Consider the following 24,500-nt stretch of genomic DNA (forward strand, 5'->3'; position numbering starts at 1 on the left):
GCGCGACGAAAAGAGGCCCTGCCCTTGAGCAGGGCCTCTTCTCGTTTCCTCTTTTTCGTCTCCTCGGCTTCGTCTCCTCGGCGGCTCGTGCGGCCGTCCGGATTGGTGCATCCGCGCGGTGGCTCCGCGGGGTCCCCGTTTGAGTGGGTTCGTCTCTTTATGATCCGTCCCCATGGACCCCACTTCGCTCGCCGCGGCGGTGCTCACGAGCGGGAACCGGACGATCGTGGTCGTCGTCGCGGCCGTCGCCCTCGGCGCGCTGGTCGTCGCCCAGCTCCTCGTCCGCCAGGTGCTCGCGGCCGGCGAGGGCACCGAGAAGATGAAGGAGATCGCCGCCGCCGTGCAGGAGGGCGCCAACGCCTATCTCGCGCGGCAGCTGCGTACCCTCTCCGTCTTCGCGGTCGCCGTGTTCTTCCTGCTGATGCTGCTGCCCGCCGACGACTGGTCGCAGCGCGCCGGACGGTCCCTGTTCTTCCTGGTCGGGGCGCTCTTCTCGGCGTCCACCGGATACGTCGGCATGCGCCTCGCCGTCCGGGCGAACGTACGGGTCGCCGCGGCGGCCAGGGAGGCCACCCCGGCGCCGGGCGAACCGGAGAAGAACCTCACCGAGGTCGCGCACCGGGCCATGCGGATCGCCTTCCGTACGGGCGGGGTCGTCGGCATGTTCACCGTCGGCCTCGGACTGCTCGGAGCCTCCTGCGTCGTCCTCGTGTACGCCGCCGACGCGCCGAAGGTCCTGGAGGGTTTCGGACTCGGCGCCGCGCTCATCGCGATGTTCATGAGGGTGGGCGGCGGCATCTTCACCAAGGCCGCCGACGTCGGCGCCGACCTGGTCGGCAAGGTCGAGCAGGGCATTCCCGAGGACGACGCGCGCAACGCCGCCACCATCGCCGACAACGTGGGCGACAACGTCGGCGACTGCGCGGGCATGGCCGCCGACCTCTTCGAGTCGTACGCGGTGACGCTGGTCGCGGCGCTCATCCTCGGCATGGCCGCCTTCGGCGACCACGGCCTCGCGTTCCCGCTGATCGTGCCGGCGATCGGCGTGGTCACCGCGGTGATCGGCATCTTCGCGGTCGCCCCGCGACACGCCGACCGCAGCGGGATGAACGCGATCAACCGCGGCTTCTTCCTCTCGGCGACGATCTCGCTCGTGCTGGTCGCCGTCGCCGCCTTCACGTACCTGCCGTCCTCGTACGCCGAGCTGGAAGGCGTCACCGAGCCCGGCATCAACGACCACGGCGGCGACCCGCGGGTCCTCGCCCTCGTCGCGGTCGCCATCGGCATCGTGCTCGCCGCGCTCATCCAGCAGCTCACCGGCTACTTCACCGAGACCGGCCGGCGGCCCGTCCGCGACATCGGCAAGTCCTCGCTCACCGGACCCGCCACCGTCGTCCTCGCGGGCGTCGCCCTCGGCCTGGAGTCCGCCGTCTACACGGCCCTGCTGATCGGGCTGGCCGTCTACGGGGCGTTCCTGCTGGGCGGTGCCTCGATCATGCTGGCGCTGTTCGCGGTCGCCCTCGCCGGGACGGGTCTGCTCACCACCGTCGGCGTGATCGTCGCCATGGACACCTTCGGCCCGGTCGCCGACAACGCGCAGGGCATCGCGGAGATGTCCGGGGACGTCCGGGGCGCGGGCGCGCAGGTCCTCACCGACCTCGACGCCGTGGGCAACACGACGAAGGCCATCACCAAGGGCATCGCCATCGCCACCGCCGTCCTGGCGGCCGCCGCGCTCTTCGGCTCGTACCGGGACGCCATCGAGACAGCGGTCGCCGAGGCCGGCGGGGTCAGGGCGATCGGCGGGGCGGCGGACCTGCTGACGCTCTCCATGGACATCTCGCAGCCCAATAACCTCTTCGGGCTGATCCTCGGCGCGTCGGTCGTCTTCCTCTTCTCGGGGCTCGCGATCAACGCGGTGTCCCGGTCGGCCGGTTCGGTGGTCCACGAGGTGCGGCGGCAGTTCCGCGAGCACCCCGGGATCATGACGTACACCGAGAAGCCCGAGTACGGGCGGGTCGTCGACATCTGCACCAGGGACGCGCTGCGCGAACTCGCCACGCCCGGGCTGCTCGCCGTGACGGCCCCGATCGCGGTCGGTTTCGCGCTCGGTGTCGGCCCCCTCGGCTCGTACCTCGCCGGAGCGATCGGCACGGGCGCCCTGATGGCGGTCTTCCTCGCCAACTCCGGTGGTGCGTGGGACAACGCGAAGAAGCTGGTCGAGGACGGCAACCACGGCGGCAAGGGCAGCGAGGCGCACGCCGCGACCGTCATCGGGGACACCGTCGGCGACCCCTTCAAGGACACGGCGGGACCGGCGATCAACCCGCTCCTGAAGGTGATGAACCTGGTCGCGCTGCTGATCGCCCCCGCCGTCGTGAAGTTCGGCTACGGGGACGACGCCAACGACTGGGTGAGGGCGGCGGTCGCGGGGCTCGCGGTCCTCGTCGTGGTCGTCGCGGTCCGCGTCTCCAAGCGGCGTTCGGTGACCGTCTCCTGACGTGTCGTCCGTCTCATTTCCCGGGCACGGACGGTGTTCGAGAGGCCTTCTCCCTTGGTTCAAACGACTGCAATGTGGGATGAATCCCTCCCGCGAAAGGTGGAAGTAGCCCGTTCGGCGTGTATGTTCCGGGGCCGAGAGCCTTGGAAGGGACCGATCCGGTGAACAAGAAGCTTGCGGCCGCGCTGTCCGGCGGCGCGGTACTGGTGCTCGCGCTGTCGGGTTGCAGCGATGACGAGGGCGACAAGGTGGGGGACTGGGCGAAGACGTTCTGCGACCAGGCGAAGCCTCAGATCCAGAAGCGGGCCAACGCCCACCAGATCATCATCTCGACGGCGGCCGACAGTAAGCCGGCCGAGATCCAGGCCGCCGACTCGAAGGCGTTCCAGGACATCGCCGACGCCGACCGCGCGCTCGCCAAGGCCGTCGAGGCCGCCGGGGTCCCGCCCGTCGAGAACGGCGAGAAGGTCCAGCAGGACGCGATCAAGGAGCTCAACGCCACCGCGGTGGCCTACGAGGGGCTCAAGAAGGAAGTCGACGCGCTGGACCCGAGCAACCAGCAGAAGTTCGCGGACGGCCTCCAGGACGTCGCCGACGGGCTGACCAGGATCGAGAAGATGGACCAGGCGGCGCTGGCCAAGCTGGAGGAGGGCGAGCTGGGCCAGGCGATGGCCAAGCAGCCCGGCTGCCAGAAGCCCACGGCCTCGGTCCCGCCGAAGACGTCCGGGTCGGCCACGGCCTCGCCGAAGCCCGGATCGACCTCCTCGGACAAGGGCTCGGACGCGGACTCCGGCTCGGGCTCGGACGCCGACTCGGGCTCCTCGACGCCGAGCAAGAAGGCCTCCGCCAAGCCCACCAAGAAGTCCACGGAGTAGGACGTCCCCACCCCGGCGGCGGCTGTCGACACGTCCGCCGCCGGGTCGGCCGCCCGGATGTCGGTGGCGGCCGTCACAATGGGATCCGTGAGTACGACCAGCCTGCCTCCCCGCCTCCCGGTGCCCGCGCACGCCGCCCGTCTGCGCGAGGCACTGCTCGCCGCCGACTACACCGCCGACGGTCTGCTCGACCTGCTCGGCGCCCCCGCCTACGCGGCGCTCGCCCGCAGCGAGACCGTGCCCGCCCTGCGCGCCACCGGCGGCGACTCGCCGCTGGAGACCCTCGTCCGGCTCTTCCTGCTCCAGCGGGCCGTCACGTACGACAGCGCCGCCGCCGCGCTCCCGCTGGACGAGGCCCTCGCCGACGGCTGGGTGGTCCGCGAGGACGACGCCGTGCTCGCCACGGTCGATGTCCGGCCCTATGGAGGCGAGGACGGCGGGAACTGGTTCATCGTCTCCGACCTCGGCTGCGCCGTCGGCGGAGCCGGGGGCATCGGGAAGAAGGCCGAGGGCGTCGTCCTCGGCGTCGGCGGCGCCTCCACCACGCTCGCCGGGATCACCGTCCGTACGCCGGTGTCCTCCGCGCTCGACCTCGGCACCGGCTCCGGCATCCAGGCGCTGCACGCCGCCCAGCACGCCACGCTGGTCACCGCCACGGACCTCAACCCGCGCGCCCTGGACTTCACCCGGCTCACGCTCGCCCTCTCCGGGGCCCGGGAGGCCGAGCTGCTCGAAGGGTCGCTCTTCGAGCCGGTCGACGGCGACACGTACGACCTGATCGTCTCCAACCCGCCGTTCGTCATCTCCCCCGGCGCCGCGCTCACCTACCGGGACGGCGGGATGGGCGGCGACGACCTGTGCCGCACGCTCGTGCAGCAGGCGGGCGAGCGGCTCAACGACGGCGGATACGCCCAGTTCCTCGCCAACTGGCAGCACGTGGACGGCGAGGAGTGGCAGGACCGGCTGCGGTCCTGGGTGCCGCGCGGCTGCGACGCCTGGATCGTGCAGCGCGAGGTCCAGGACGTCACCCAGTACACGGAGCTCTGGCTGCGGGACAGCGGGGACCACCGCGGCGACCCGGACGCGTACCGGCTGGCGTACGGGCGCTGGCTCGACGAGTTCGAGGCCCGCAAGACCAGGGCGATCGGCTTCGGCTGGATCACGATCCGGCGGAACGCGGCGGTGGAGTCGGGCGAGGCCGAGCCCTCGATCCTGATCGAGGAGTGGCCGCACCCCGTCGAGCAGCCCCTCGGCGACACCATCCGCGCCCACTTCGAGCGCCAGGACTACCTGCGGAGCCACGACGACGCCGCGCTCCTCGCCGACCGCTTCACGCTCGCGCCCGAGGTGATGCAGGAGCAGGTCGGGCTGCCGGGCGCCGAGGACCCCGAGCACGTCGTGCTCCGGCAGAACCGCGGCATGCGCCGCGCCACCAAGGTCGACCACGTCGGCGCCGGGTTCGCCGGCGTGTGCGACGGCACCCTCAGCGCCGGGCGCATCCTCGACGCGATCGGGCAGCTCATGGGGGAGGACCCGGTCATACTGCGGGACCGCACCCCGCAGGCGATCCGGCTGCTCGTCGAGGAGGGCTTCCTGCTGCCCGTCGGGCAGACGCCCGGGGAGTACGGCGAGGCGAGCGGCGCTTGATACGGATCGAGCTGGACGAGGCCTCGCTCGGGGCGACCCGGATCGCGATCAGCCCGCTGCGGGACGCGTTCTGCTCGATGCACCTCGCGCTGCCGCACCGCCACCCCTCCTGGCCGTACCAGGCGTGGGTCGGGCAGGCGCGCGAGGTGTGGCGCGAGGACGACCGGCTCCACCCGCTGTGGGACCTGTTCGTCGAGGGGCGGGGCGAGGTCTCCGACTTCCTGCTGCCCCGGCCGTTCGGCACGGTCAACGTCCACGAGGAGCTGGCCGCGCTGCGGGCCACCGACCCGGAGTTCGTCCGCGCCCAGGTGGCCGTCTGCTACCCCGGCATGGCCGACGAGCCCTTCCTGCAGCCCTACCTGAAGGACCCGGAGGCGGCCTGCGCGGCGCTCGCCGACGCGTACGCGGCCTACTGGGAGGGCGCGATCGAGCCGCACTGGCCGACGATGCGGCGGCTCGTCGAGGACGAAGTGCTCGTCCGGGCCAGGACGTTCGCGACGGAGGGCGTCGACGCGCTGTTCGCGGGCCTGGAGTCGCGAGGGCGGTGGCAGTCCCCCGTACTCGAACTGACCAAGCACATCGACGCGGAGTACGCGCCCGGGGACCGGCGTCTCGTCCTCGTGCCCCTGGTCTTCGCCGAGGGCTGCCGGCTGTACTCGACGGACGACCCCGAGGTGTTCGCGCTCAGCTTCCAGGCCCGGGGCGCCGCCGCCCTGCGCGAACCGCCCGAGCCCGTCGCCGAGGACCGGCTCGGCCTGATGCTCGGCCGGGGCCGCGCGGCGGTCCTGCGCGAGCTGGGCGGGCCGCTCACCACGGCCGGGCTCGCCGACCGGCTCGGCCTCGCGCCGAGCACCGTCTCCGAGCACCTCTCGGTGCTCGCGGAGGCCGGGGTCGTCACCCGGCACCGGGTCGGGCGCTCGGTGTACTACCAGCTCACGGACACCGGCCGTTCGCTGCTCGCGCTGCTCGCCGGGGAGGGCGTGCTGCACGCGGTCGCGTAAGGCGGTGGCGTAAGGGGGTCGCGTGCCGACGATTCGGGGGCTCCCGAATCGATGGCCCGGCCCCTCCGCCGGCTTCTACCGTCCGCCGCATGCTCGCAATCGAGGCGGACGCGCTGCGCCGCACCTACACCAGCAGGACCGGGTGGCTGAAGCCCCGGCGGACCGAGACCGAGGCCGTGCGCGGGGTCACCTTCGAGGTGGCGCCCGGGGAGCTGTTCGGGCTGCTCGGCCCCAACGGCGCCGGGAAGACCACCACCATCAAGATGCTCAACACCCTGCTCCTGCCGACCTCCGGCACGGCCCGGGTGTTCGGCCACGACGTGGCCCGCGACCCCGTCGCCGTACGCCGCAGGATCGGGTACGTCTTCGGCGGCGACCGCGGCCTGTACGACCGGCTCTCCGCCCTCGACAACCTCCGCTACTTCGCCGAGCTGTACGGCGTCGAGGCCCGCGACCAGAAGCGGCGCATCGCCGAACTCCTCGACCTGGTCGGTCTCGTGGGCCGGGAGACGGAGCGCGTCGAGGGGTACTCGCGCGGGATGCGGCAGCGCCTCCACATCGCCCGCGGCCTCCTCCACCGCCCCGACGTGCTCTTCCTCGACGAGCCGTCCATCGGCGTCGACCCCGTCGCCGCCCGCGACCTGCGCCGCACGGTCGCCGACCTGGCCGCGGCCGGCACCACCGTCCTGCTCACCACCCACTACATGGCCGAGGCCGACGAGCTCTGTGGCCGGATCGCCGTGATCGCGGGTGGCCGGATCCGCGCCCTCGGCACACCCGAGAGCCTCAAGTCCCGTGTGCGGGGCCGGGACGTGCTGGAGATCGAGGCGTACGGGGTGGACGAGGAGCGGCTCGACCGGGTGCGCCGCCTCGCCGGGGTGCGGGGCGCGTCGGTCGAGGACCGGGGCGCCCTGCAGATCGTCACCGTGCAGACCGGACGGGCCTCCGCCGAGCTGCACGGGCCGGTCCTGAACGCCCTCGACGGCGTACGGCTCGGTCGGGTCACGAGCCGCGAACCGTCCCTGGAGGACGCCTACATCGCGATCGTGGAGGAGGCGTCCACGGGGGACGGCTCGGGGGCCACGGAGGCTGCCGACCACGCGTCCGAGGAGCCGACCGTGTCCGAGGAGCCGACCGCGTCCAGGGAGCCGACCGTGTCCGGGGAACTGCCCGTGTCCGGGGAGCTGACCGTATGAGGCGCGTCCCGCGGCTGATCCTCGTCGGCGTCCGCACCCATGTCTCGTACATGTCGCGCTCCCCGATCGAGATCACCTTCGCCGTCCTCGTCCCGCTCGTCTACGCGACCCTCGCCGTCTACCTGTTCCGGGCCGCGGGTGACCCCGACCGGCTGCTCACCGCCTCCGTCGGCGCCGGACTGATGGGCATCTGGGGCTCGGTGCTCTTCGGTTCGGGCGGCGCCGTGCAGAACCAGCGCTGGCTCGGCACCCTGGAGACCCTGGTCGTGGCGCCGGCGCCGCTCGCGCTCGTCCTGCTCCCGATCACCCTCGCGACCGCCGTCATCGGCACGTACGCGATGGGCGCGACGGTCCTGTGGGGCGTGGTCCTCTTCGGTGTCCCGCTCGACTTCGCCCACCCGCTGCTCTTCCTGCTCGCCGTGCCCGTGTGCGTCCTCGCGCTCGGCATGATGGGGCTCCTCCTCGCCGCCACCTTCGTCCTGCTGCGCAACGCCAACGCCCTGGCCAACCCGCTGGACACGCCCGTCTGGCTGCTGTCCGGGCTCCTCGTGCCCGTCACCGTGCTGCCCGCCTGGACGCACCCGCTGTCCTGGGCGCTGCCCACCACCTGGGGCGCGAGGGCCGTGCACGCGGCGACCTCCGGCGGGGACGTGGTCACGCCGCTGCTCGCCGCCGTCGCGCTCGGCGCCGGCTACGCCCTGGCCGCCGTCCTCGTCCTCGGGCGGGTGGAGCGCCGGGCGCGCGCCGCCGCCACCCTCGCCCTCACCTGAAAGGCCAGACAGAGATGTTCCGTTTCTCCGGCACCGCCCGGCTCGTCGTCGTCGGCGGGGCGATCTCCTACCGGGCGCTCTTCAACTGGACGACCCCGCCGATGTTCATCGGAACGCTGCTGGTGGGGCCGCTTCTCCAGGTTTTCTTCTTCGTCTTCCTCGGCCGGGAACTGGGCGTCGCCGACGACCGTTTCCATCTCGTAGGCAACGCCGTTCTCGCAGCTTCCGCCTCCTGCGTGTACGGCGGCACGATGGCCGTCGCCAACGAGCGCCGGTACGGCACGCTCGGCGCCGTCCTGCTCTCGCCCCGGCACCGGGTCCCGCTCTGGACCGGGCGCGCCCTCCCGTACGTCCTCAACGGGCTGTTCGTCAGCGGCTTCGTGCTGACCGCCGCCGCGCTCGTGCTCGGGCTGCCCGTGCCCGCCGGGGCACTGCCCGGGCTGGCTCTGGTGCTGCTCGCCGCCGCCGGTGCCTGCTCGGCCTTCGGGCTCGCGCTGGGGGCGCTCGGGCTCCGCTTCCGCGACGTGTTCCTGGTGTCCAACGTGGCGAGTTCGGGGCTGCTCCTCCTGACGGGCGCCGCCGTGCCCCGGGAGTCGCTGCCGGAGTGGATGCGGTTCGCCGGCGAGCTGCTGCCGCTCACGCACGCGGCGGACGCGGCGCGGCGGCTGACCGCGGACGGCGGGCTGGACGGGGCCCTGCTCGGGACCGAGCTCGCGGTGGGCGCCGGCTGGGGCCTGCTCGCCGTCGCCCTGCTCGCCCTCTTCGAGCGCGGCAGCCGACGCCGGGCCACGCTCGACACGATGTGACGGAGGAGACGTGTCGGCAGAGAAGGACGTGACGGACGAGCAGGAGAGGAAGTGAGGAGTGGGTCACTACCGGCCATCTTCGTGAAACCGTACGGGACGGTCCGCGTCGTTCACCCGGAATTCGCGCCCACGATGCCCGGAGGTGTCAGCCTCGGCTGCGGGAGACGAACACCGCACGTGGACGGAACGGGGTACGGGCATGGAGAGCGGGCCGGCGATCTTCGCGGGGGCGGCGTTCACGCTGTTCGGGGCCGCGCTGCTGCTGTGGACGACCGTGCGGGTGCTGCACCGCGAGCCCGTGGCGTACGGGGTCGCGCCCCGCACCGCCGTCGCGCTGACGAGCCTCTTCGGCGCCGCCTTCCTGGCCCTCGGCTTCTGGTGCTTCGGCCGGCTCTGAGCGGCCTCCGGTTCGACCGCTGATCACTCCGGCGCGTCCGCCCGCCCCGCCCGACCGGGAGTCCGGGCGGCAGGAATGCCAGGACTCGGGTTACCGTTCGAGTGGCCGTTGCGGGCTTTCGTCGTTTGACACGGGGGCGGGTTGTACCGTCACACTCCGCAGCGACGGGAGCGTCACCGTCCGTGCCGCTGCCGTGCGTGCCAGTGCCGTACGTGCCAGAGAGTGTCGATCCGGAGAGAAGAGCGAAGTTGTCCCCGACCAGCGAGACCGCACACGGCGGCCGCCGACTCGTCATCGTCGAGTCGCCTGCCAAGGCGAAGACGATCAAGGGCTACCTCGGCCCTGGCTACGTCGTCGAGGCGAGCGTCGGGCACATCCGCGACCTCCCCAGCGGCGCCGCAGAGGTGCCGGAGAAGTACACGGGCGAGGTGCGGCGCCTCGGCGTCGACGTCGAGCATGACTTCCAGCCCATCTATGTCGTCAACGCCGACAAGAAGGCGCAGGTCAGGAAGCTCAAGGAGCTGCTCGCCGAGTCCGACGAGCTCTTCCTCGCCACCGATGAGGACCGCGAGGGCGAAGCCATCGCGTGGCACCTCCAGGAAGTCCTGAAGCCCAAGGTCCCGGTCCACCGGATGGTCTTCCACGAGATCACCAAGGACGCCATCCGCGAGGCCGTCGCCAACCCGCGCGAGCTCAACCAGCGCATGGTCGACGCCCAGGAGACCCGCCGCATCCTCGACCGGCTGTACGGCTACGAGGTGTCGCCGGTCCTGTGGAAGAAGGTCATGCCGAAGCTGTCGGCAGGCCGTGTGCAGTCCGTCGCCACCCGGCTCGTCGTCGAGCGGGAGCGCGAGCGCATCGCCTTCCGTTCCGCCGAGTACTGGGACCTCACCGGCACCTTCGGCACCGGCCGCTCCGGCGACGCCTCCGACCCGTCCACGCTGGTCGCCCGGCTGAACACGGTCGACGGCAAGCGCGTCGCCCAGGGCCGTGACTTCGGCGCCGACGGCCGGATGAAGACCGACAGCGTGCTCCACCTGGACGAGGCGAACGCCCGCGCCCTGGCCGCCGCGCTCGCCGACACCGCGTTCGCCGTCCGGTCGGTCGAGTCGAAGCCGTACCGCCGCTCCCCGTACGCCCCCTTCCGCACCACCACCCTCCAGCAGGAGGCGAGCCGCAAGCTGGGCTTCGGTGCGAAGGCGACCATGCAGGTGGCGCAGAAGCTGTACGAGAACGGCTTCATCACCTACATGCGTACGGACTCCACGACCCTGTCCGACACCGCCGTCGTGGCGGCCCGGGCGCAGGTCACGCAGCTCTACGGCGCCGACTACCTGCCGGAGAAGCCCCGCGTCTACGCGGGCAAGGTCAAGAACGCGCAGGAGGCGCACGAGGCGATTCGCCCTTCGGGTGATCGTTTCCGCACCCCCGCGGAGACCGGCCTGACCGGCGACCAGTTCCGGCTCTACGAGCTGATCTGGAAGCGGACCGTCGCCTCCCAGATGAAGGACGCCACCGGTAACTCGGTCACCGTCAAGATCGGCGGCCGGGCCTCCGACGGCCGTGACGCCGAGTTCAGCGCGTCCGGCAAGACCATCACCTTCCACGGCTTCATGAAGGCGTACGTCGAAGGCGCCGACGACCCGAACGCGGAGCTCGACGACCGCGAGCGGCGCCTGCCGCAGGTCGCCCAGGGCGACGCGCTGACCGCCGACGAGATCACGGCGGACGGCCACGCGACGAAGCCGCCGGCCCGCTACACCGAGGCCTCGCTGGTCAAGGAGCTCGAAGAGCGCGAGATCGGCCGCCCGTCGACGTACGCGTCGATCATCGGCACCATCCTCGACCGCGGCTACGTCTTCAAGAAGGGCACGGCGCTCGTGCCGTCCTTCCTGAGCTTCGCCGTCGTCAACCTCCTGGAGACGCACTTCGGGCGGCTCGTCGACTACGACTTCACCGCGCGGATGGAGGACGACCTCGACCGCATCGCGCGGGGCGAGGCCAAGTCCGTGCCGTGGCTGAAGCGCTTCTACTTCGGTGAGGGCGGCGGCACGGGCGAGGGCGGCGCGGCCGCCCCCGGTGGCGCGGCGGACGCCGGGAACGGCGACGGCGACCACCTCGGCGGCCTCAAGGAGCTCGTCACCGACCTCGGCGCGATCGACGCCCGGGAGATCTCCTCCTTCCCCGTCGGCAACGACATCGTGCTCCGCGTCGGCCGCTACGGCCCGTACGTCGAGCGCGGCGAGAAGGACGCGGAGGGCCACCAGCGCGCCGACGTCCCCGAGGACCTCGCGCCCGACGAGCTCACCGTCGAGCACGCGGAGGAGCTGCTCGCCAAGCCGAGCGGCGACTTCGAGCTGGGCGCCGACCCGGTCAGCGGCAACCAGATCGTGGCGAAGGACGGCCGCTACGGCCCGTACGTCACGGAGATCCTGCCCGAGGGCACCCCGAAGACCGGCAAGAACGCGGTGAAGCCGCGGACGGCCTCCCTCTTCAAGTCGATGGCGCTCGACACCGTCACCCTGGAGGACGCGCTCCGGCTGATGTCCCTGCCGCGGGTCGTCGGCGCGGACGCCGACGGCGTCGAGATCACCGCGCAGAACGGCCGCTACGGCCCGTACCTGAAGAAGGGCACGGACTCGCGGTCGCTCACCGACGAGGAGCAGCTCTTCTCGATCACGCTCGAAGAGGCGCTCGCGATCTACGCGCAGCCGAAGCAGCGTGGCCGGGCGGCGGCCAAGCCGCCGCTGAAGGAGCTGGGCACCGACCCGGTCAGCGAGAAGCCCGTGGTCGTCAAGGACGGGCGCTTCGGCCCGTACGTGACGGACGGCGAGACCAACGCCACCCTGCGGACCGACGACAGCGTGGAGACGATCACGCCGGAGCGCGGCTACGAGCTCCTCGCGGAGAAGCGGGCCAAGGGGCCGGCGAAGAAGGTCGCCAAGAAGGCGCCGGCGAAGAAGACCACGACGGCGAAGAAGACGGCCACGAAGACGGCGGCGAAGAAGACCACCGCCGCCAAGACGACGGCCGCGAAGAAGACCGCCGCGAAGAAGACCACGGCGGCGAAGAAGACGACCGCGGCCAAGAAGACGGCGGCGTCGCAGCCGGAGTAGACGCATGGTGTGACGAAGGCGGGGCGGGGACCGACGGTCCCCGCCCCGCCTTCGTCACAGGGTCGTCCGGATGTTCGGTCGGAGGCCGCGGGGAGCAAGGGCGTCCGGATAGGGTGGACGGATGACGCGAGCAGAGCAGCCAGACCGCCTCGGCGATTCCGACGCCGCACTCGTCGCGGATTCCCAGGAGCGTGCCGTACGGGCCCTCCTGCGCCATCAGCCCTTGCGCCGACTGTGGGGCGCCCAGGTGGCCGGCGGCGTCGGTGACGCCCTCGCCCTCCTCGTCCTCGTCCTCCTGGGCCTCCAGGCGGCCGTCGCCGAGGGCGCGCTCGGGGGCGGATACCGGGGCGCCGCGTTCGCCGTGGCCGTCGTCGTCGGTACGCGCCTGCTCGCCTCGGTCCTCTTCGGTGCCGTCCTCCTCGGACCGCTCACCGCGCTCACCGGACCCGACGGCCCGCTCGACCGCCGCTGGACCATGATCGGCGCCGACGCGCTGCGGATCGGGCTCCTCGTCATCGCGCCCCTGTGGATCGACTGGACCCCCGACAGCGCGCTGTGGTTCCTGCTCGGCACCGTCTTCGTCACCGGAGCGGCCGAGCGGCTCTGGACCATCTGCCGCGAGGGCGCCGCTCCCGCGCTGCTGCCCGCCCCGCCGCTGGAGGGCGACGCCGTACGGCCGCTCCCCGACCACCTCGGCGCGCTCCGCCGGCTGTCCCAGCGCACCGGCTTCCTGGCCGTGCCGGCCGCGGCCGCCGTCCTGTTCGTCGCCACGCTCGTCGGCAATCTGCTCGGTATCGGGCTCGACTGGTTCTCGCTGCACCAGGCCGCCCTCGGTTCGTACGTGGCGGCCGGCCTGTTCGCCGCCTCCGTCACCGGCCTGTACGCGATGGCGCTGCCCGGCGGGCAGACGCCGAGGCCCCGCTCGCCCCTGGAGGGGCTGCGCCGCCCCGCGGCGGAGAAGGGCCGCGCGGACGGCAAGGGCCGCACCGGGGTCCTGCCCCTGCTGGTCCTGACCTGCGCCACCGTCGCCGGGGCGATCGCCGCGGCCGCGTCCCTCGCCGTCCTCCACGCGTACGACCTGGGCGGCGGCCCCGTCACGTACGCGCTCCTGATCCTCGCGCTCAGCGGCGGCACCGCCGTCGGCATCCGCACCGCGCGCAAGGTCCTGCCCGTCCTGTCCCGGCGCCGGCTGCTCGCCCTCGCGACCGCCGTCACCGGTGTCGCGCTGATCGCCATGGGCCTGGTCCCGGACACCGCGACCGTGCTGTTCCTCGCCGTCCTCGCCGGGTACGCCGCCGGTGTCGCCGCCAACACCGGCCACACCCTCGTCGACCAGGAGACCGAGGAGCCGCGCCGGGCCCGGACCACCGAGCACCTCCAGGCCAACGCCCGCGTGGGCATGGCCGTCGGCGCGCTCGCCGCCCCGCTGCTCGCCGCAGCCATCGGGCCGTACCGGCTCGCCTCGGAGAGCGCCGACTTCGCGCACGCCGGCGCGGCCCTGACGCTCGCCCTGGTCGGCGCCCTGCTGCTGCCCGTCGCGGCGCTCGTCCTCGCGAAGACCGACGACCGCGCCGGTGTCCCGCTCCGCCGCGACCTGCGCGACGCGCTGCGCGGCTCCGACCCGGCCCAGGCGCCCTCCCCGACCGGCTTCTTCATCGCCCTGGAGGGCGGTGACGGCGCCGGGAAGTCCACCCAGGTCCAGGCGCTCGCCGAGTGGATCCGGGCGAAGGGCCACGAGGTCGTCGTCACCCGCGAGCCCGGTGCCACCCCGATCGGCAAGCGGCTCCGCTCGATCCTCCTCGACGTGTCGTCGGCGGGTCTTTCGAACCGGGCCGAGGCCCTGCTGTACGCCGCCGACCGCGCCGAGCACGTCGACTCCCTGGTCCGGCCCGCCCTGGAGCGGGGTGCGATCGTCCTCTCCGACCGGTACATCGACTCGTCCGTGGCCTACCAGGGCGCGGGTCGCGACCTGTCCCCGACCGAGATCTCCCGCATCTCGCGCTGGGCGACGGACGGGCTCGTCCCGCACCTCACCGTCGTCCTCGACGTCTCCCCGGAGACAGCCCGGGAGCGCTTCACCGAGGCGCCCGACCGGCTGGAGTCCGAGCCGCCGGAGTTCCACGCGCGCGTGCGGGCCGGTTTCCTCGCCCTCGCGGCCGCCGACCCGAGCCGCTACCTCGTCGTCGACGCCGGCCAGGAGCCCGAGGCCGTCACCACCGTCGTACGCCACCGGCTCGACCGGATGCTGCCGCTCTCCGAGGCCGAGGTGAAGGCCGCCGAGGAGGCCCGCCGGAAGGCCGAGGAGGAAGCGCGGCGCCTCGCGGAGGAAGAGGCCGCCCGCAAGGCCGAGGAAGAGCGCCTGGAGCGCGAGCGGCAGGAGCAGCTCGCCAAGCTCCGCGCCGAGGAGGAGGAGCGCAAGCGGCGCGAGGAGGAAGAGGCGCGCCGTCTGGAGGCCGAGCGGCAGGCGGAGGAGGCCCGCCGGAAGGCCGAGGAGGCCCGGGTCGCCGCCGAGGAGGAGCGGAAGCGGCTCGCCGCCGAGGAGAAGGCCCGCCTGGAGGAGCAGGAGCGGATCCGCAAGGAGGCCGAGGAGGAGGCGCGGCTCCGGGCCGAGGCGGAGGAACGCCGCCTGGAGAAGCAGCGCAAGGCCGAGGAGGCCCTGCTCCGGGCCGAGGAGGCCCGCCGGATGGCCGAGGCCGCGGCTGCCGCGAAGGCGGCGGAGGAGGCCGCGGTGAAGGCCGCGGCGGAGAAGGTCGCCGCCGAGGCGGCCGCGAAGGCCGCAGCCGAGAAGGCCGCGGCGGAGCGTGCGGAGGCGGAGAAGGCGGCGGCGCAGCGCGCGGCGGCCGTGGCCGCGGCCGAGGCCGAGCGGAAGGCGGCGGCGGAGCGCGCCGCTGTGGAGAAGGCGGCCGCGGAGAAGGTCGCGGCTGAGCGTGCTGCTGCGGAGAAGGCGGCCGAGAAGGCGGCGGCCGAGCGGGCCGCTCGGGCCGCCGAGGAGTCCGCGAACGAGGTCACCGTGGCGACGCCGGTCGTGAAGCCGGACGCCAGGCCGGTCGCCGAGCCGGTCGCCGACTCCGACGCACCCACCGTGTCGCCCAACGAGGTCACCGTGGCCACGCCGATCGTGCGGCCGGAGGCCGAGACGGCCGTCATGCCGAAGATCCGGGACCCGCGGGCCGTCGACGAGACCGCCGTCCTGCCTCCCGTACGGGATCCCCGAGTGTCCGACCCCGCCGACCGGGTGCCGCAGGGCATCTTCCGCGACGAGCGGACGCAGCCGCAGCCGCAGGGGCACGGTGCGAACGACCGGACCCGTGAGCTGCCCCAGCTCGACGAGAACGGGCAGCCGCGCCGCCGCTCGGACTGGGCCGAGGAGACCCCGCTCGACGATCTGCCGACCCTCGCGGACGAGCTGTTCGGCCCGCACGACGACGACGAGAACGACGGCCGGCGCCGCCGCCGCTGACGTCTCCGGTCCGGGTGGAGGGTGTAGCTAGCTCCACCCTCCACCCGGAAGTCAGCCCCATACCGCTGTGACCTGCGGTTTTCTAGCGTTGTCCGCATGATGACGACAGCAGCGACGGAGAGCGGTGCCGCACTCGCCCTGGACGGGGTGAGCCGGACGTACGAAGGGTCCCGGGGGTCCCGGGGATCCCGGGGCGGCGGAGTGCCCGCGCTCGACGGGGTGAGCCTCGTCGTCCCGCGCGGGCGGTTCGTGGCGGTGATGGGCCCGTCGGGTTCCGGGAAGTCCACGCTGCTGCGGTGCGCGGCGGGCCTCGAACGGCCGACGGCCGGCACGGTACGGATCGGGGGCACCGACCTCGCCACGCTGAAGGCGCCCGGGCTCACCCGGCTGCGGCGCGACCGCGTCGGCTTCGTCTTCCAGTCGCTGAACCTCGTGTCCGCCCTGAACGTGCGCGAGAACGTCACCCTTCCCCTGCTGCTCGCCGGAGCCCGCGAAGGCCGGGAGCTCGACGACCGAGCCCTGGCCGGTCTCGACGCCGTGGGACTCGCCGACCGCGCCGAGGACGTGCCGGAGAACCTCTCCGGCGGCCAGCGGCAGCGGGTGGCGATCGCGCGGGCCCTCGTCAACGAACCCGAGGTCGTCTTCGCCGACGAGCCGACCGCCGCACTCGACCCGGTCACCGCCGGCGGAGTCCTCGCCCTGCTGCGGCGCGCGGTGGACGAGCGCGGCCGGACCGTCGTCCTCGTCACCCACGACCCGGTGGCGGCGGCGTGGACGGACGAGGCGGTGTTCCTGGAGTGCGGTCGGCTGGTCGGCCGCCTCGACCGGCCGGACGAGGCCGGGGTCCGGGCCGCCCTCGGCGCGCCGGCCGGGCAGTACCTGGCGGTGGCCCGATGAGCGCGGCCGGGAGCACGATCGGGAACCCGGCGGTGCGGCTTCTCGCCGCCCGGTCGCTGCGGACGCACCGCAAGGCCTGGGCGGCCGTGTTCGCGGCCGTCGCCGTCACCTCCGCGCTGCTCGGCGCGCTCGCCCTCGCCATCGGTTCGACCGGCCTCGGCCACGCGCGCGTGGAGCGGTACGCGGCGGCGCCCGTCGTCGTCGCGGGCGACCAGGAGATCAGCTGGACGACCGATCCGCGGGGCAGCGAGCCGACGACCGCCTCGGCGGGGCTGACCGAGCGGGTACGGATCCCGAGCGCGGCCGTCGACGTCCTGCGCGAGGTCCCGGGCGTCCGGGCCGCGGTCCCGGACGACACCTTCGTCGTACGGGAGTCGGGGTCGGGGTCGGGCTCCGGTGCCGAGGCGTACACCGGGCGGTCCTGGGAGGCCGCCGCGCTCGCGCCGTACACACTGCTCGACGGGCGGGAGCCCCGTACGGCCGGAGAGGTCGTCGCCGGGGCGGGCGCCGGTGTCGGCACCGGCACCGGCGCCGGCACTGGCACTGGCACCGGCACCGGCACCGGCGCCGGGCTTCGGGTCGGGGACAGCGTGGCCGGGCGGACGGTCGTCGGCGTGGCCGACGGGCCCGCCGCCCTGTACGTCACCGCCGGGGAGGCGCGGCGGCTCGCCGGACACCCGGGGGCCGTGGACGCGGTCGGGGTCCTCGCCGAGCCCGGCGTCCCCGTGGACACCCTGCACGCGCGCGTGCGGGCGGCCCTGGACGGTGCCGGGCTCAAGGACACCGCGGCGGGACAGCCCCTCCGGGCGCTCACCGGCGACGGCCGGGGCGGCGCCGAGCACCTCGCCGCGCCGCCCGCGCGCGCCGAGCTCCTCCAGCTCCTCGCGGCCGTCTCCGGGACGGTCCTCCTCATCGCCGTCCTCGTCCTCTCCTCGCTCGTCGCGCAGGCGCTCGGCCAGCGCGGCCCCGAGCGGGACCTCCTGCTCGCGGTCGGCGCGACACCCCGTCAGGTGCGGGCCGCCGCCGGCCGGGAGGTGACCCGGGTGGCGGGTACGGCGGCGCTGATCGGCGCCCTGGCGGCCGTACCGACGTTCCTGGCCGCGTGGTCGCCGCTGCGGGCCCGTACCGGAGTCGTACCGGAGGGGCTCGTAATGCCCACCCCGCCCTGGCTCTTCGCCTCCGTACTCGTCGTCGTCGTCGCCGTCGTCGTGGTGGGCCTCGCCCGGCTCGTCGTCCTCTTCTCGACCCGCCGGGCCGATCGCCGGGGGAAGGGGCGCACGCGCCGCGTCAGCGGGCTCGTCCTGCTCGCCCTGGGCGCGGCCGCCGCGGTGACGGCCACGACGCAGGGCGGCGAGGCGGCCGGGGCGGCGGCGAGCGCGGCCACGGTGACGCTCGTCTCCGGGTGCGCGCTGCTCGGGCCGTGGATCGCCCGGGGCGCGATGCGGATCCTGGACGGGCCGTTCCGCCGGCTCGGCGGGGCGCCCGGACGGCTCACGGCGGCCGGCGCCGCCGCACCTGGTGCAGCTCACCGCGGGCGCGACGATGGGGCGGGCGGCCGAGGCACAGGCGCGGGTCGCGACCACCGCGGACCTCGCGGTCTCCGGCACGACGGCGGAGCGGGTGCGGAAGCTGCCGGGCGTGACCGCGGCGACGGACGTGCTGCGGTCGACGGTCGTGCTCGCCCGTACGCAGGCCGGTGCGCCGCGCCTCGACCGGCTCCCGGTCCTCGGCGTGGACGCCGCCGGCCTGAAGGGCACGCTCGACCCGGGCGTGGTCGCGGGCGACCTGGCCGGACTCGCCGGGCGCGGGACGGTCGCGGTCGGCGCGGACATGGCCGATTCACTGGACGCGCGGCCCGGTTCGACGGTGGCCCTGCGTCTCGGCGACGGCACGGAGAAGCGGCTGCGGGTGGTGGCGGTGTACGCACGCTCGCTCGCCCTCGGCGAGTTCCTGCTGCCGAAGGCCGAACTGGCCCCGCACATGACCGACCCGTACCCCGCGCGCGTGCTGGCGGCGACGGAGGACGGGGCGGAGAGCGGGGCGGAGGGCGCCGCCGCGGGCTCCGGCTCCGCCGTCGTACCGGAACAGGTGACGACGGCCGGGGCCGAGGTGAACGGGATCGTCTCGGCGGCGGTCGTCACCGCGATCGGCGCGCTCACCGTCCTGTCCGTCCTGAGTACCCTCGCCCTGATCGGCGCCGGGCGGCGCGGCGAGCTCGCGCTGCTGCGCCAAGTGGGTGCCTCGGCCGGTCAGGTGCGGCGGATGCTCGGCCTGGAGGCCGGGTTCCTGACGGCCGCGGGCCTGCTCCTCGGCGTCGTGGTGGCCGCGCTGCCGCTGACCGCCTTCGCCTGGGCGCTGACGGGCGGCCTGCCGTACCTGCCGCCCGCGCAGGCGGCCTTGATCGCCGGGACGGTGGTGGTCACGGTGGCGGCGGGCGTGTTCGTACCCGCGACCTATCCGACCGTGATCCGCCGGACAGGCCCTGGCCGCCTCAGGCGTTGAGGTAGGCGAGCACGGCGAGGACCCTGCGGTGGCCGCCGCTGTCGGTCGGCGGCAGGCCGAGCTTCGCGAAGACGTTGCCGATGTGCTTGTGCACGGCCCGCTCGGTCACCACCATCGAGCGGGCGATCGTGCCGTTGTCGTGGCCCTGCGCCATCAGCTCCAGGACCTCGCGCTCGCGCGGGGTGAGGGAGTCCAGCGGGTCGTCGCGGCGGCGGGCGAGCAGCTCGGCGACCACCTCCGGGTCCAGGGCCGTACCGCCGGACGCGACCCGCTCCAGGGCGTCCAGGAACTCGTCGACCCGCCCGATCCGGTCCTTCAGGAGGTAGCCGACGCCCCGGGTGCCGCCGCCGAGGAGCTCGGCGGCGTACGTCTCCTCCACGTACTGGGAGAGGACGAGCACCGGCAGTCCGGGCAGCTGCTCGCGGGCCGCGAGCGCCGCCCGCAGCCCCTCGTCGCGGAAGCCGGGCGGCATCCGTACGTCGAGGACGGCGACGTCGGGGCGGTGCTCCAGGAGCAGCGGCAGGACCTCGGGGCCGGTGGCCGCGACCCCGGCGACCTCGTGGCCGGAGGAGGTCAGCAGCAGGACGAGACCCTCCCTGAGGAGGGCGTTGTCCTCGGCGATCACCACACGCACGGAAGCTCCACTTCGATCACGGTCGGGCCCCCTTGGGGGCTGGTCAGTCGTACGGTGCCGTCGAGCGCGGCGACCCGGCGGCGCATGCCCGACAGGCCGGAGCCGCCGCGTTCGCCGGCCTCGGCCCCGCCGTGGCCCTCGTCCTCGACGAGGACGCGCAGGCCGGCGGGTCCGCGGGTGAGGGCGACGGAGGCGCGGGGGGCGCCGCTGTGCTTGGCGGCGTTGGTGAGGGCCTCCGCGACGACGAAGTACGCGGCGGCCTCGACGGCGGCGGGGGCGCGGGGGCCTTGGGCGTCCCTGCGCCCGCCTCCCGCTCCGGCGAGGCCGGTCACCGACACCTCCACCTCCAGGCCGCTGCTCGCGGCGAGGGCCCGTACGGCCCCGGTCAGGCCGCGGTCGGTGAGGATCGGCGGGTGGATGCCGCGCACGACGTGCCGCAACTCGGCCAGCGCCTCCTCGGCCTGTTCCTGGGCGTCGTCGAGGAGCCGCAGCGCGGTCGCGGGATCGGAGTCGTACGCCCGCCTTGCCAGGCCGATCCGCATGGAGAGCGCGACCAGCCGGGCCTGCGCGCCGTCGTGCAGGTCGCGCTCGATCCGGCGCAGTTCGGCTCCGTGCGCGGCGATCGCGCCCGCCCGGGTAGCGGTCAGCTGCTCGACACGGGCGGCGAGCGCGGCGTCCCGGGCGGCGGACGGGACCGGAGTGAGCAGCGCGCGCGACCAGTCGGTCTCCAGGTCGGCGAGCCGGCCGATCAGCGGCAGGAGCAGCGGGCGATGCCCCGCGAGCCCCGCCCACACGCCGTCGACCGGCAGCGCGCACACCCACACCACGAGCGAGACGCACCACAGCGCGACGCCGTAGACGGCGTGCGCGGCGGCCCAGATCAGATCCCCGTGCGTGCCGGGGTCGGTGACGGCGGTCCGCACGCGCGCGGGGAGGGGGCCTTCGAGCGGAAGGTACGCCTCCGGGACGGGCGTACCGGTTCTGGCGGCGGTACGGCTCCGCTCCCGGCCCGCGATCAGGCGCAGCAGGAGCACGGTCTCGGGGAGGACTCCGGCGCCGATGACGGTGAGGGTGAGGACGGCGGTGAAGAGGACGACGCCGGCCATCAGCTGACAGAGGACCGCGAGCGCGGCCCCGGTCAGAAGGTGCCACCAGGCCCGGGCCGCTTCCATGATCGCCTCGCGCATCCCGCCAGGTTAGGCGGTGGCCCGCGGCGGCGCGGTGGTGCAGGCTCCACCATCGGTCCGGGGGCCGACACCGCTGTGCGGGGAGGGGAGGGCGACGAAGATCGAATCAGCACTTCTCACACCCCTCGCACCCCTCACACTCCTGGAGACTCCGATGCGGTTCCTGCTCTGGCTGCTGTTCGCGGCGGGCGTCCTCGCCAACGTCTACGTCAACACGTTCGCCGGCTGGACCGGCGCCACGCACGTCACGGCGAGCCTCGGCTCGGGCGTGCTCGTGCTCGGCTCCGCGGTCGGCCTGTGGCTGACCCGCGCGCGCGTCCGGGGTCGGGCCCGCACCCGCGGCGTGGCCTGACGCCGCGGACCGGCGGGGTTTGTCAGAGCGCTGCCCCACAATGGAGGGCGTACCTGAGGAGGGGCAGACATGGCCGTATGGGACGACCTGGTCGGACAGGCGCGGGTCGAGGAGCAGCTCAGTGCCGCCGCGCGCGACGCCGACGCGCTCGTGACCGCCCATGCCGCCGGAGAGCCCGCCCCCGAGGCGTCGAAGATGACCCACGCCTGGCTGTTCACCGGCCCGCCGGGGTCCGGGCGGGCGACCGCGGCGCGGGCGTTCGCCGCCGCGCTCCAGTGCGTCAGCCCCGACCGGGCGATGGGCGGGATCCCGGGCTGCGGATTCTGCGACGGCTGCCACACGACCCTCGTCGGCACCCACGCGGACGTGGAGATCGTCCGTACGGACCTGCTGTCCATCGGTGTGAAGGAGACGCGCGAGCTCGTCCGGCGCGCCCAGCTGTCGCCCGCCGGCGGCCGGTGGCAGGTGATCGTCCTGGAGGACGCCGACCGGCTCACCGAGGGCGCGGGGAACGTCCTGCTGAAGGCCATCGAGGAGCCCGCGCCGCGGACGGTGTGGCTGCTCTGCGCGCCCTCCATCGAGGACGTGCTGCCGACGATCCGTTCCCGCTGCCGTCTCCTGACCCTGCGGACGCCGCCGGTGGAGGCGGTCGCGGACGTGCTCGTGCGGCGCGACGGCATCGAGCCGGCGGCGGCGCACGCCGCGGCCCGCGCGACCCAGGGCCACATCGACCGGGCCCGGCGGCTCGCCACGGACGAGCGCGCCCGGGCGCGCAGGGCCGTCGTCCTCAAGCTGCCGCTGCGGGTCGGGGACGTCGGCGGCTGCCTCAAGGCGGCCCAGGAGCTCGTCGACGCGGCGGCCGAGGACGCGAAGCAGGTCGCGGAGGAGGTCGACGTCAAGGAGACCGAGGACATGAAGGCGGCGCTCGGCGCCGCGCAGGGCGGGCGGATGCCCCGCGGCACCGCCGGTGTGATGAAGGAGCTGGAGGAGCGGCAGAAGCGGCGCAGGACGCGCACCCAGCGCGACAGCCTGGACCTCGCGCTCACCGACCTGACCGGTTTCTACCGCGACGTGCTCGCGCTCCAGCTCCGCTCGCGCTCGGACATCGCCAACGTGGACGTGCGGGACGCCCTGGAGCGGATCGCCGCGGACACCACCCCGGAGCGGACGCTGCGCCGCATCGAGGCGATCCTGGCCTGCCGGGACGCCCTCGACCGGAACGTGGCTCCGCTGCTGGCGGTGGAGGCGATGACGATGTCGCTCCGCGACTGAGGGCCGGCGGGCTGCCGAACACGATTGGACACGGTCCGTACTCGTCCGGATACGCTCCGGGAATGGACTCCAGGGGTTTGCTCCGTACGTCCGCCACGGCCCTCGCGGCCGCCGGACTGATCCTCTCCGGCTGCACGGGCGGAAGCGACGCCGCCGCGTCCCGTACGACGACGACGGCGGCCGCCCGCGCCTCCGCCTCCGCCGCGCCCGAGAGCGGGGCGCTGAAGAAGTACTACGGGCAGAAGCCGGAGTGGCGCGACTGCGGTGTCACGGGCTTCCAGTGCGCGACGCTGCTGGCCCCGCTCGACTACGCGAAGCCGGACGGCGGTGACGTCGAGCTGGCGGTCTCGCGGATCCGGGCCACCGGCCCCGGGAAGCGGCTCGGTTCGCTCCTGGTCAATCCGGGCGGGCCCGGCGGATCGGCCGTCGGCTACCTCCAGGGGTACGCGGGCATCGGCTACCCCGCCCCCGTTCGCGCCCGCTACGACATGGTGGCCGTCGACCCGCGCGGGGTCGCCCGCAGCGAGCCGGTCGAGTGTCTGACGGGCCCGCGGATGGACGCGTACACGCAGGTGGACCAGACCCCCGACGACGCGGCGGAGACCAACAGGCTGAGTGCGGCGTTCAAGGAGTTCGCGGCGGCCTGCCAGAAGCGCTCCGGGAAGGTCCTGCCGCACGTCTCCACCGTCGAGACGGCCCGTGACATGGACATCCTGCGGGCGGTGCTCGGCGACGAGAAGCTCAGCTACGTGGGGGCCTCGTACGGCACGTTCCTCGGCGCCACGTACGCCGAGCTGTTCCCCGGCCGGGTCGGCCGGCTGGTCCTCGACGGCGCGATGGACCCGTCCCTGTCCGCGCTCGACCTCAACCGCGACCAGACCGCCGGCTTCGAGACCGCCTTCCGCGCCTTCGCCGCCGACTGCGTCCGCAAGCCGGACTGCCCGCTCGGCACCGAGTCGGTCGCGGCGGCCGGCGAGGCGCTGCGGGCCTTCTTCCGCGACGTGGACGCGGAGCCGGTGCCGACGGGCGAGAGCCGCGAGCTGGGCGAGTCGCTCGCGACGACGGGCGTGATCGCGGCGATGTACGACGAGGGCGCCTGGCCCCAGCTGCGCGAGGCCCTCACCCGGGCGATCGGCGGCGAGGGCTCGGGCCTGCTCGCCCTGGCCGACAGCTACTACGAGCGGGAGGCGGACGGCACGTACGCCAACCTGATGTACGCCAACGCCGCCGTGAACTGCCTCGACCTGCCGGCCGCCTACGCGGGGCCCGCCGACGCCGAGAAGGCGGTCCCGTCCTTCGAGAAGGCCTCCCCGGTCTTCGGCGAGGGCCTCGCCTGGGCGGCCCTCAACTGCACCTACTGGCCCATGCGCCCCACCGGCAGCCCCCACCGCATCACCGCCGACGGCGCCGCCCCGATCCTCGTCGTCGGCACCACCCGCGACCCGGCCACCCCGTACAAGTGGGCCCGCTCCCTGGCCGCCCAGCTCTCCTCGGGCATCCTCCTGACCTACGACGGCGACGGCCACACCGCGTACGGCCGGGGCAGCGACTGTGTCGACACGGCCATCAACGCCTACCTCCTGGAAGGCACGCCTCCACAGGACGGAAAGCGCTGCTCATCGGCATGATCCGGGGGTGGTCGGAGCACCCCCGGAAACTGTGTAGACTTGGCGGCGCTGCTGCACCCAACATGGGTCTGCACGGCAAGCCGCCTTAGCTCAGCTGGCCAGAGCAACGCACTCGTAATGCGTAGGTCTCGGGTTCGAATCCCGAAGGCGGCTCGGAATTACCCCAGGACTCACTCGCCGTGACCTGGGGTTTTTTCATGCCCGGGTGCGGCTGCGGCCCCCGGGCAGATGCCAGGGCCCCTTGCCTGCCTGATTGGTCT

Annotated in this window: 17 protein-coding genes, 1 tRNA gene and 1 pseudogene; 17 read left to right on the forward strand and 2 right to left on the reverse strand. The window is 73.9% G+C overall.

Annotated features, from left to right (window positions below; genetic code table 11):
* Window positions 1-172: 172 nt before the first annotated feature.
* From ACIBG6_RS19940 to ACIBG6_RS20000, 13 genes and pseudogenes are all read left to right on the forward strand, one after another.
* On the forward strand, window positions 173-2,500 hold the full coding sequence (locus ACIBG6_RS19940; protein ID WP_399223888.1) for a sodium-translocating pyrophosphatase: 2,328 nt from the start codon (window positions 173-175) through the stop codon (window positions 2,498-2,500).
* A 161-nt stretch (window positions 2,501-2,661) separates the two neighbouring features.
* Window positions 2,662-3,375, forward strand: coding sequence for a small secreted protein (locus ACIBG6_RS19945; RefSeq protein ID WP_399223889.1), 714 nt, complete (start codon window positions 2,662-2,664; stop codon window positions 3,373-3,375).
* 78 nt (window positions 3,376-3,453) lie between these two features.
* Complete coding sequence (locus ACIBG6_RS19950; RefSeq protein ID WP_399223890.1) at window positions 3,454-5,022, forward strand: methyltransferase; 1,569 nt, start codon at window positions 3,454-3,456, stop codon at window positions 5,020-5,022.
* Window positions 5,019-6,023 carry an ArsR/SmtB family transcription factor gene (locus ACIBG6_RS19955; RefSeq protein ID WP_399223891.1) on the forward strand — a complete coding sequence of 335 codons (1,005 nt, stop codon included), beginning with the start codon at window positions 5,019-5,021 and terminating at the stop codon, window positions 6,021-6,023. Before ACIBG6_RS19950 ends, ACIBG6_RS19955 begins: the two co-directional genes overlap by 4 nt.
* A gap of 89 nt (window positions 6,024-6,112) precedes the next feature.
* Window positions 6,113-7,219, forward strand: a complete 1,107-nt coding sequence (locus ACIBG6_RS19960) for an ATP-binding cassette domain-containing protein (protein WP_399223892.1) — start codon at window positions 6,113-6,115, stop codon at window positions 7,217-7,219.
* Entirely contained in the window at window positions 7,216-7,989 is a 774-nt protein-coding gene (locus ACIBG6_RS19965) for an ABC transporter permease (protein ID WP_317596673.1), read from the forward strand. Before ACIBG6_RS19960 ends, ACIBG6_RS19965 begins: the two co-directional genes overlap by 4 nt.
* A gap of 14 nt (window positions 7,990-8,003) precedes the next feature.
* On the forward strand, window positions 8,004-8,795 hold the full coding sequence (locus ACIBG6_RS19970) for an ABC transporter permease (protein ID WP_399223893.1): 792 nt from the start codon (window positions 8,004-8,006) through the stop codon (window positions 8,793-8,795).
* Between the two features lie 199 nt (window positions 8,796-8,994).
* Window positions 8,995-9,192, forward strand: a complete 198-nt coding sequence (locus ACIBG6_RS19975) for a hypothetical protein (protein WP_317596670.1) — start codon at window positions 8,995-8,997, stop codon at window positions 9,190-9,192.
* A gap of 248 nt (window positions 9,193-9,440) precedes the next feature.
* Complete coding sequence (topA, locus tag ACIBG6_RS19980; RefSeq protein ID WP_399223894.1) at window positions 9,441-12,308, forward strand: type I DNA topoisomerase; 2,868 nt, start codon at window positions 9,441-9,443, stop codon at window positions 12,306-12,308.
* Window positions 12,309-12,429: 121 nt separating this feature from the next.
* Window positions 12,430-15,768 carry a dTMP kinase gene (gene tmk / locus ACIBG6_RS19985; protein ID WP_399223895.1) on the forward strand — a complete coding sequence of 1,113 codons (3,339 nt, stop codon included), beginning with the start codon at window positions 12,430-12,432 and terminating at the stop codon, window positions 15,766-15,768.
* 96 nt (window positions 15,769-15,864) lie between these two features.
* The gene (locus ACIBG6_RS19990) at window positions 15,865-16,665 is read left to right on the forward strand and encodes an ABC transporter ATP-binding protein (RefSeq protein ID WP_399223896.1); all 801 of its coding nucleotides are present in this window, start codon (window positions 15,865-15,867) and stop codon (window positions 16,663-16,665) included.
* Window positions 16,662-17,834, forward strand: a pseudogene (locus ACIBG6_RS19995) (hypothetical protein); the annotation flags it as partial. The gene ACIBG6_RS19990 and the pseudogene ACIBG6_RS19995, both read left to right, overlap by 4 nt.
* A 349-nt stretch (window positions 17,835-18,183) precedes the next feature.
* Complete coding sequence (locus tag ACIBG6_RS20000) at window positions 18,184-19,167, forward strand: FtsX-like permease family protein (RefSeq protein WP_399223897.1); 984 nt, start codon at window positions 18,184-18,186, stop codon at window positions 19,165-19,167.
* Here the strand turns inward: ACIBG6_RS20000 and ACIBG6_RS20005 are convergent.
* Window positions 19,157-19,801, reverse strand: coding sequence for a LuxR C-terminal-related transcriptional regulator (locus tag ACIBG6_RS20005; protein WP_399223898.1), 645 nt, complete (start codon window positions 19,799-19,801; stop codon window positions 19,157-19,159). The genes ACIBG6_RS20000 and ACIBG6_RS20005 overlap by 11 nt on opposite strands.
* Window positions 19,789-20,988 carry a sensor histidine kinase gene (locus ACIBG6_RS20010; RefSeq protein WP_399223899.1) on the reverse strand — a complete coding sequence of 400 codons (1,200 nt, stop codon included), beginning with the start codon at window positions 20,986-20,988 and terminating at the stop codon, window positions 19,789-19,791. The genes ACIBG6_RS20005 and ACIBG6_RS20010 overlap by 13 nt, the downstream gene beginning before the upstream one ends.
* A 154-nt stretch (window positions 20,989-21,142) precedes the next feature.
* On the opposite strand from ACIBG6_RS20010, the gene ACIBG6_RS20015 reads away from it, so the two are divergent.
* The 4 genes from ACIBG6_RS20015 (at window position 21,143) to ACIBG6_RS20030 (ending at window position 24,393) form a co-directional block, all read left to right on the forward strand.
* Window positions 21,143-21,340 carry a hypothetical protein gene (locus ACIBG6_RS20015; protein ID WP_399223900.1) on the forward strand — a complete coding sequence of 66 codons (198 nt, stop codon included), beginning with the start codon at window positions 21,143-21,145 and terminating at the stop codon, window positions 21,338-21,340.
* A gap of 69 nt (window positions 21,341-21,409) precedes the next feature.
* Window positions 21,410-22,612 carry a DNA polymerase III subunit delta' gene (locus ACIBG6_RS20020; RefSeq protein WP_399223901.1) on the forward strand — a complete coding sequence of 401 codons (1,203 nt, stop codon included), beginning with the start codon at window positions 21,410-21,412 and terminating at the stop codon, window positions 22,610-22,612.
* Between the two features lie 62 nt (window positions 22,613-22,674).
* Entirely contained in the window at window positions 22,675-24,240 is a 1,566-nt protein-coding gene (locus tag ACIBG6_RS20025; RefSeq protein ID WP_399223902.1) for an alpha/beta hydrolase, read from the forward strand.
* 79 nt (window positions 24,241-24,319) lie between these two features.
* Window positions 24,320-24,393, forward strand: a tRNA-Thr gene (locus ACIBG6_RS20030).
* Window positions 24,394-24,500: the final 107 nt, after the last annotated feature.

Origin of the sequence: Streptomyces sp. NPDC050842 (assembly GCF_044456565.1) — a bacterium.
In the GTDB taxonomy this organism is placed as follows: Bacteria; Actinomycetota; Actinomycetes; order Streptomycetales; family Streptomycetaceae; genus Streptomyces.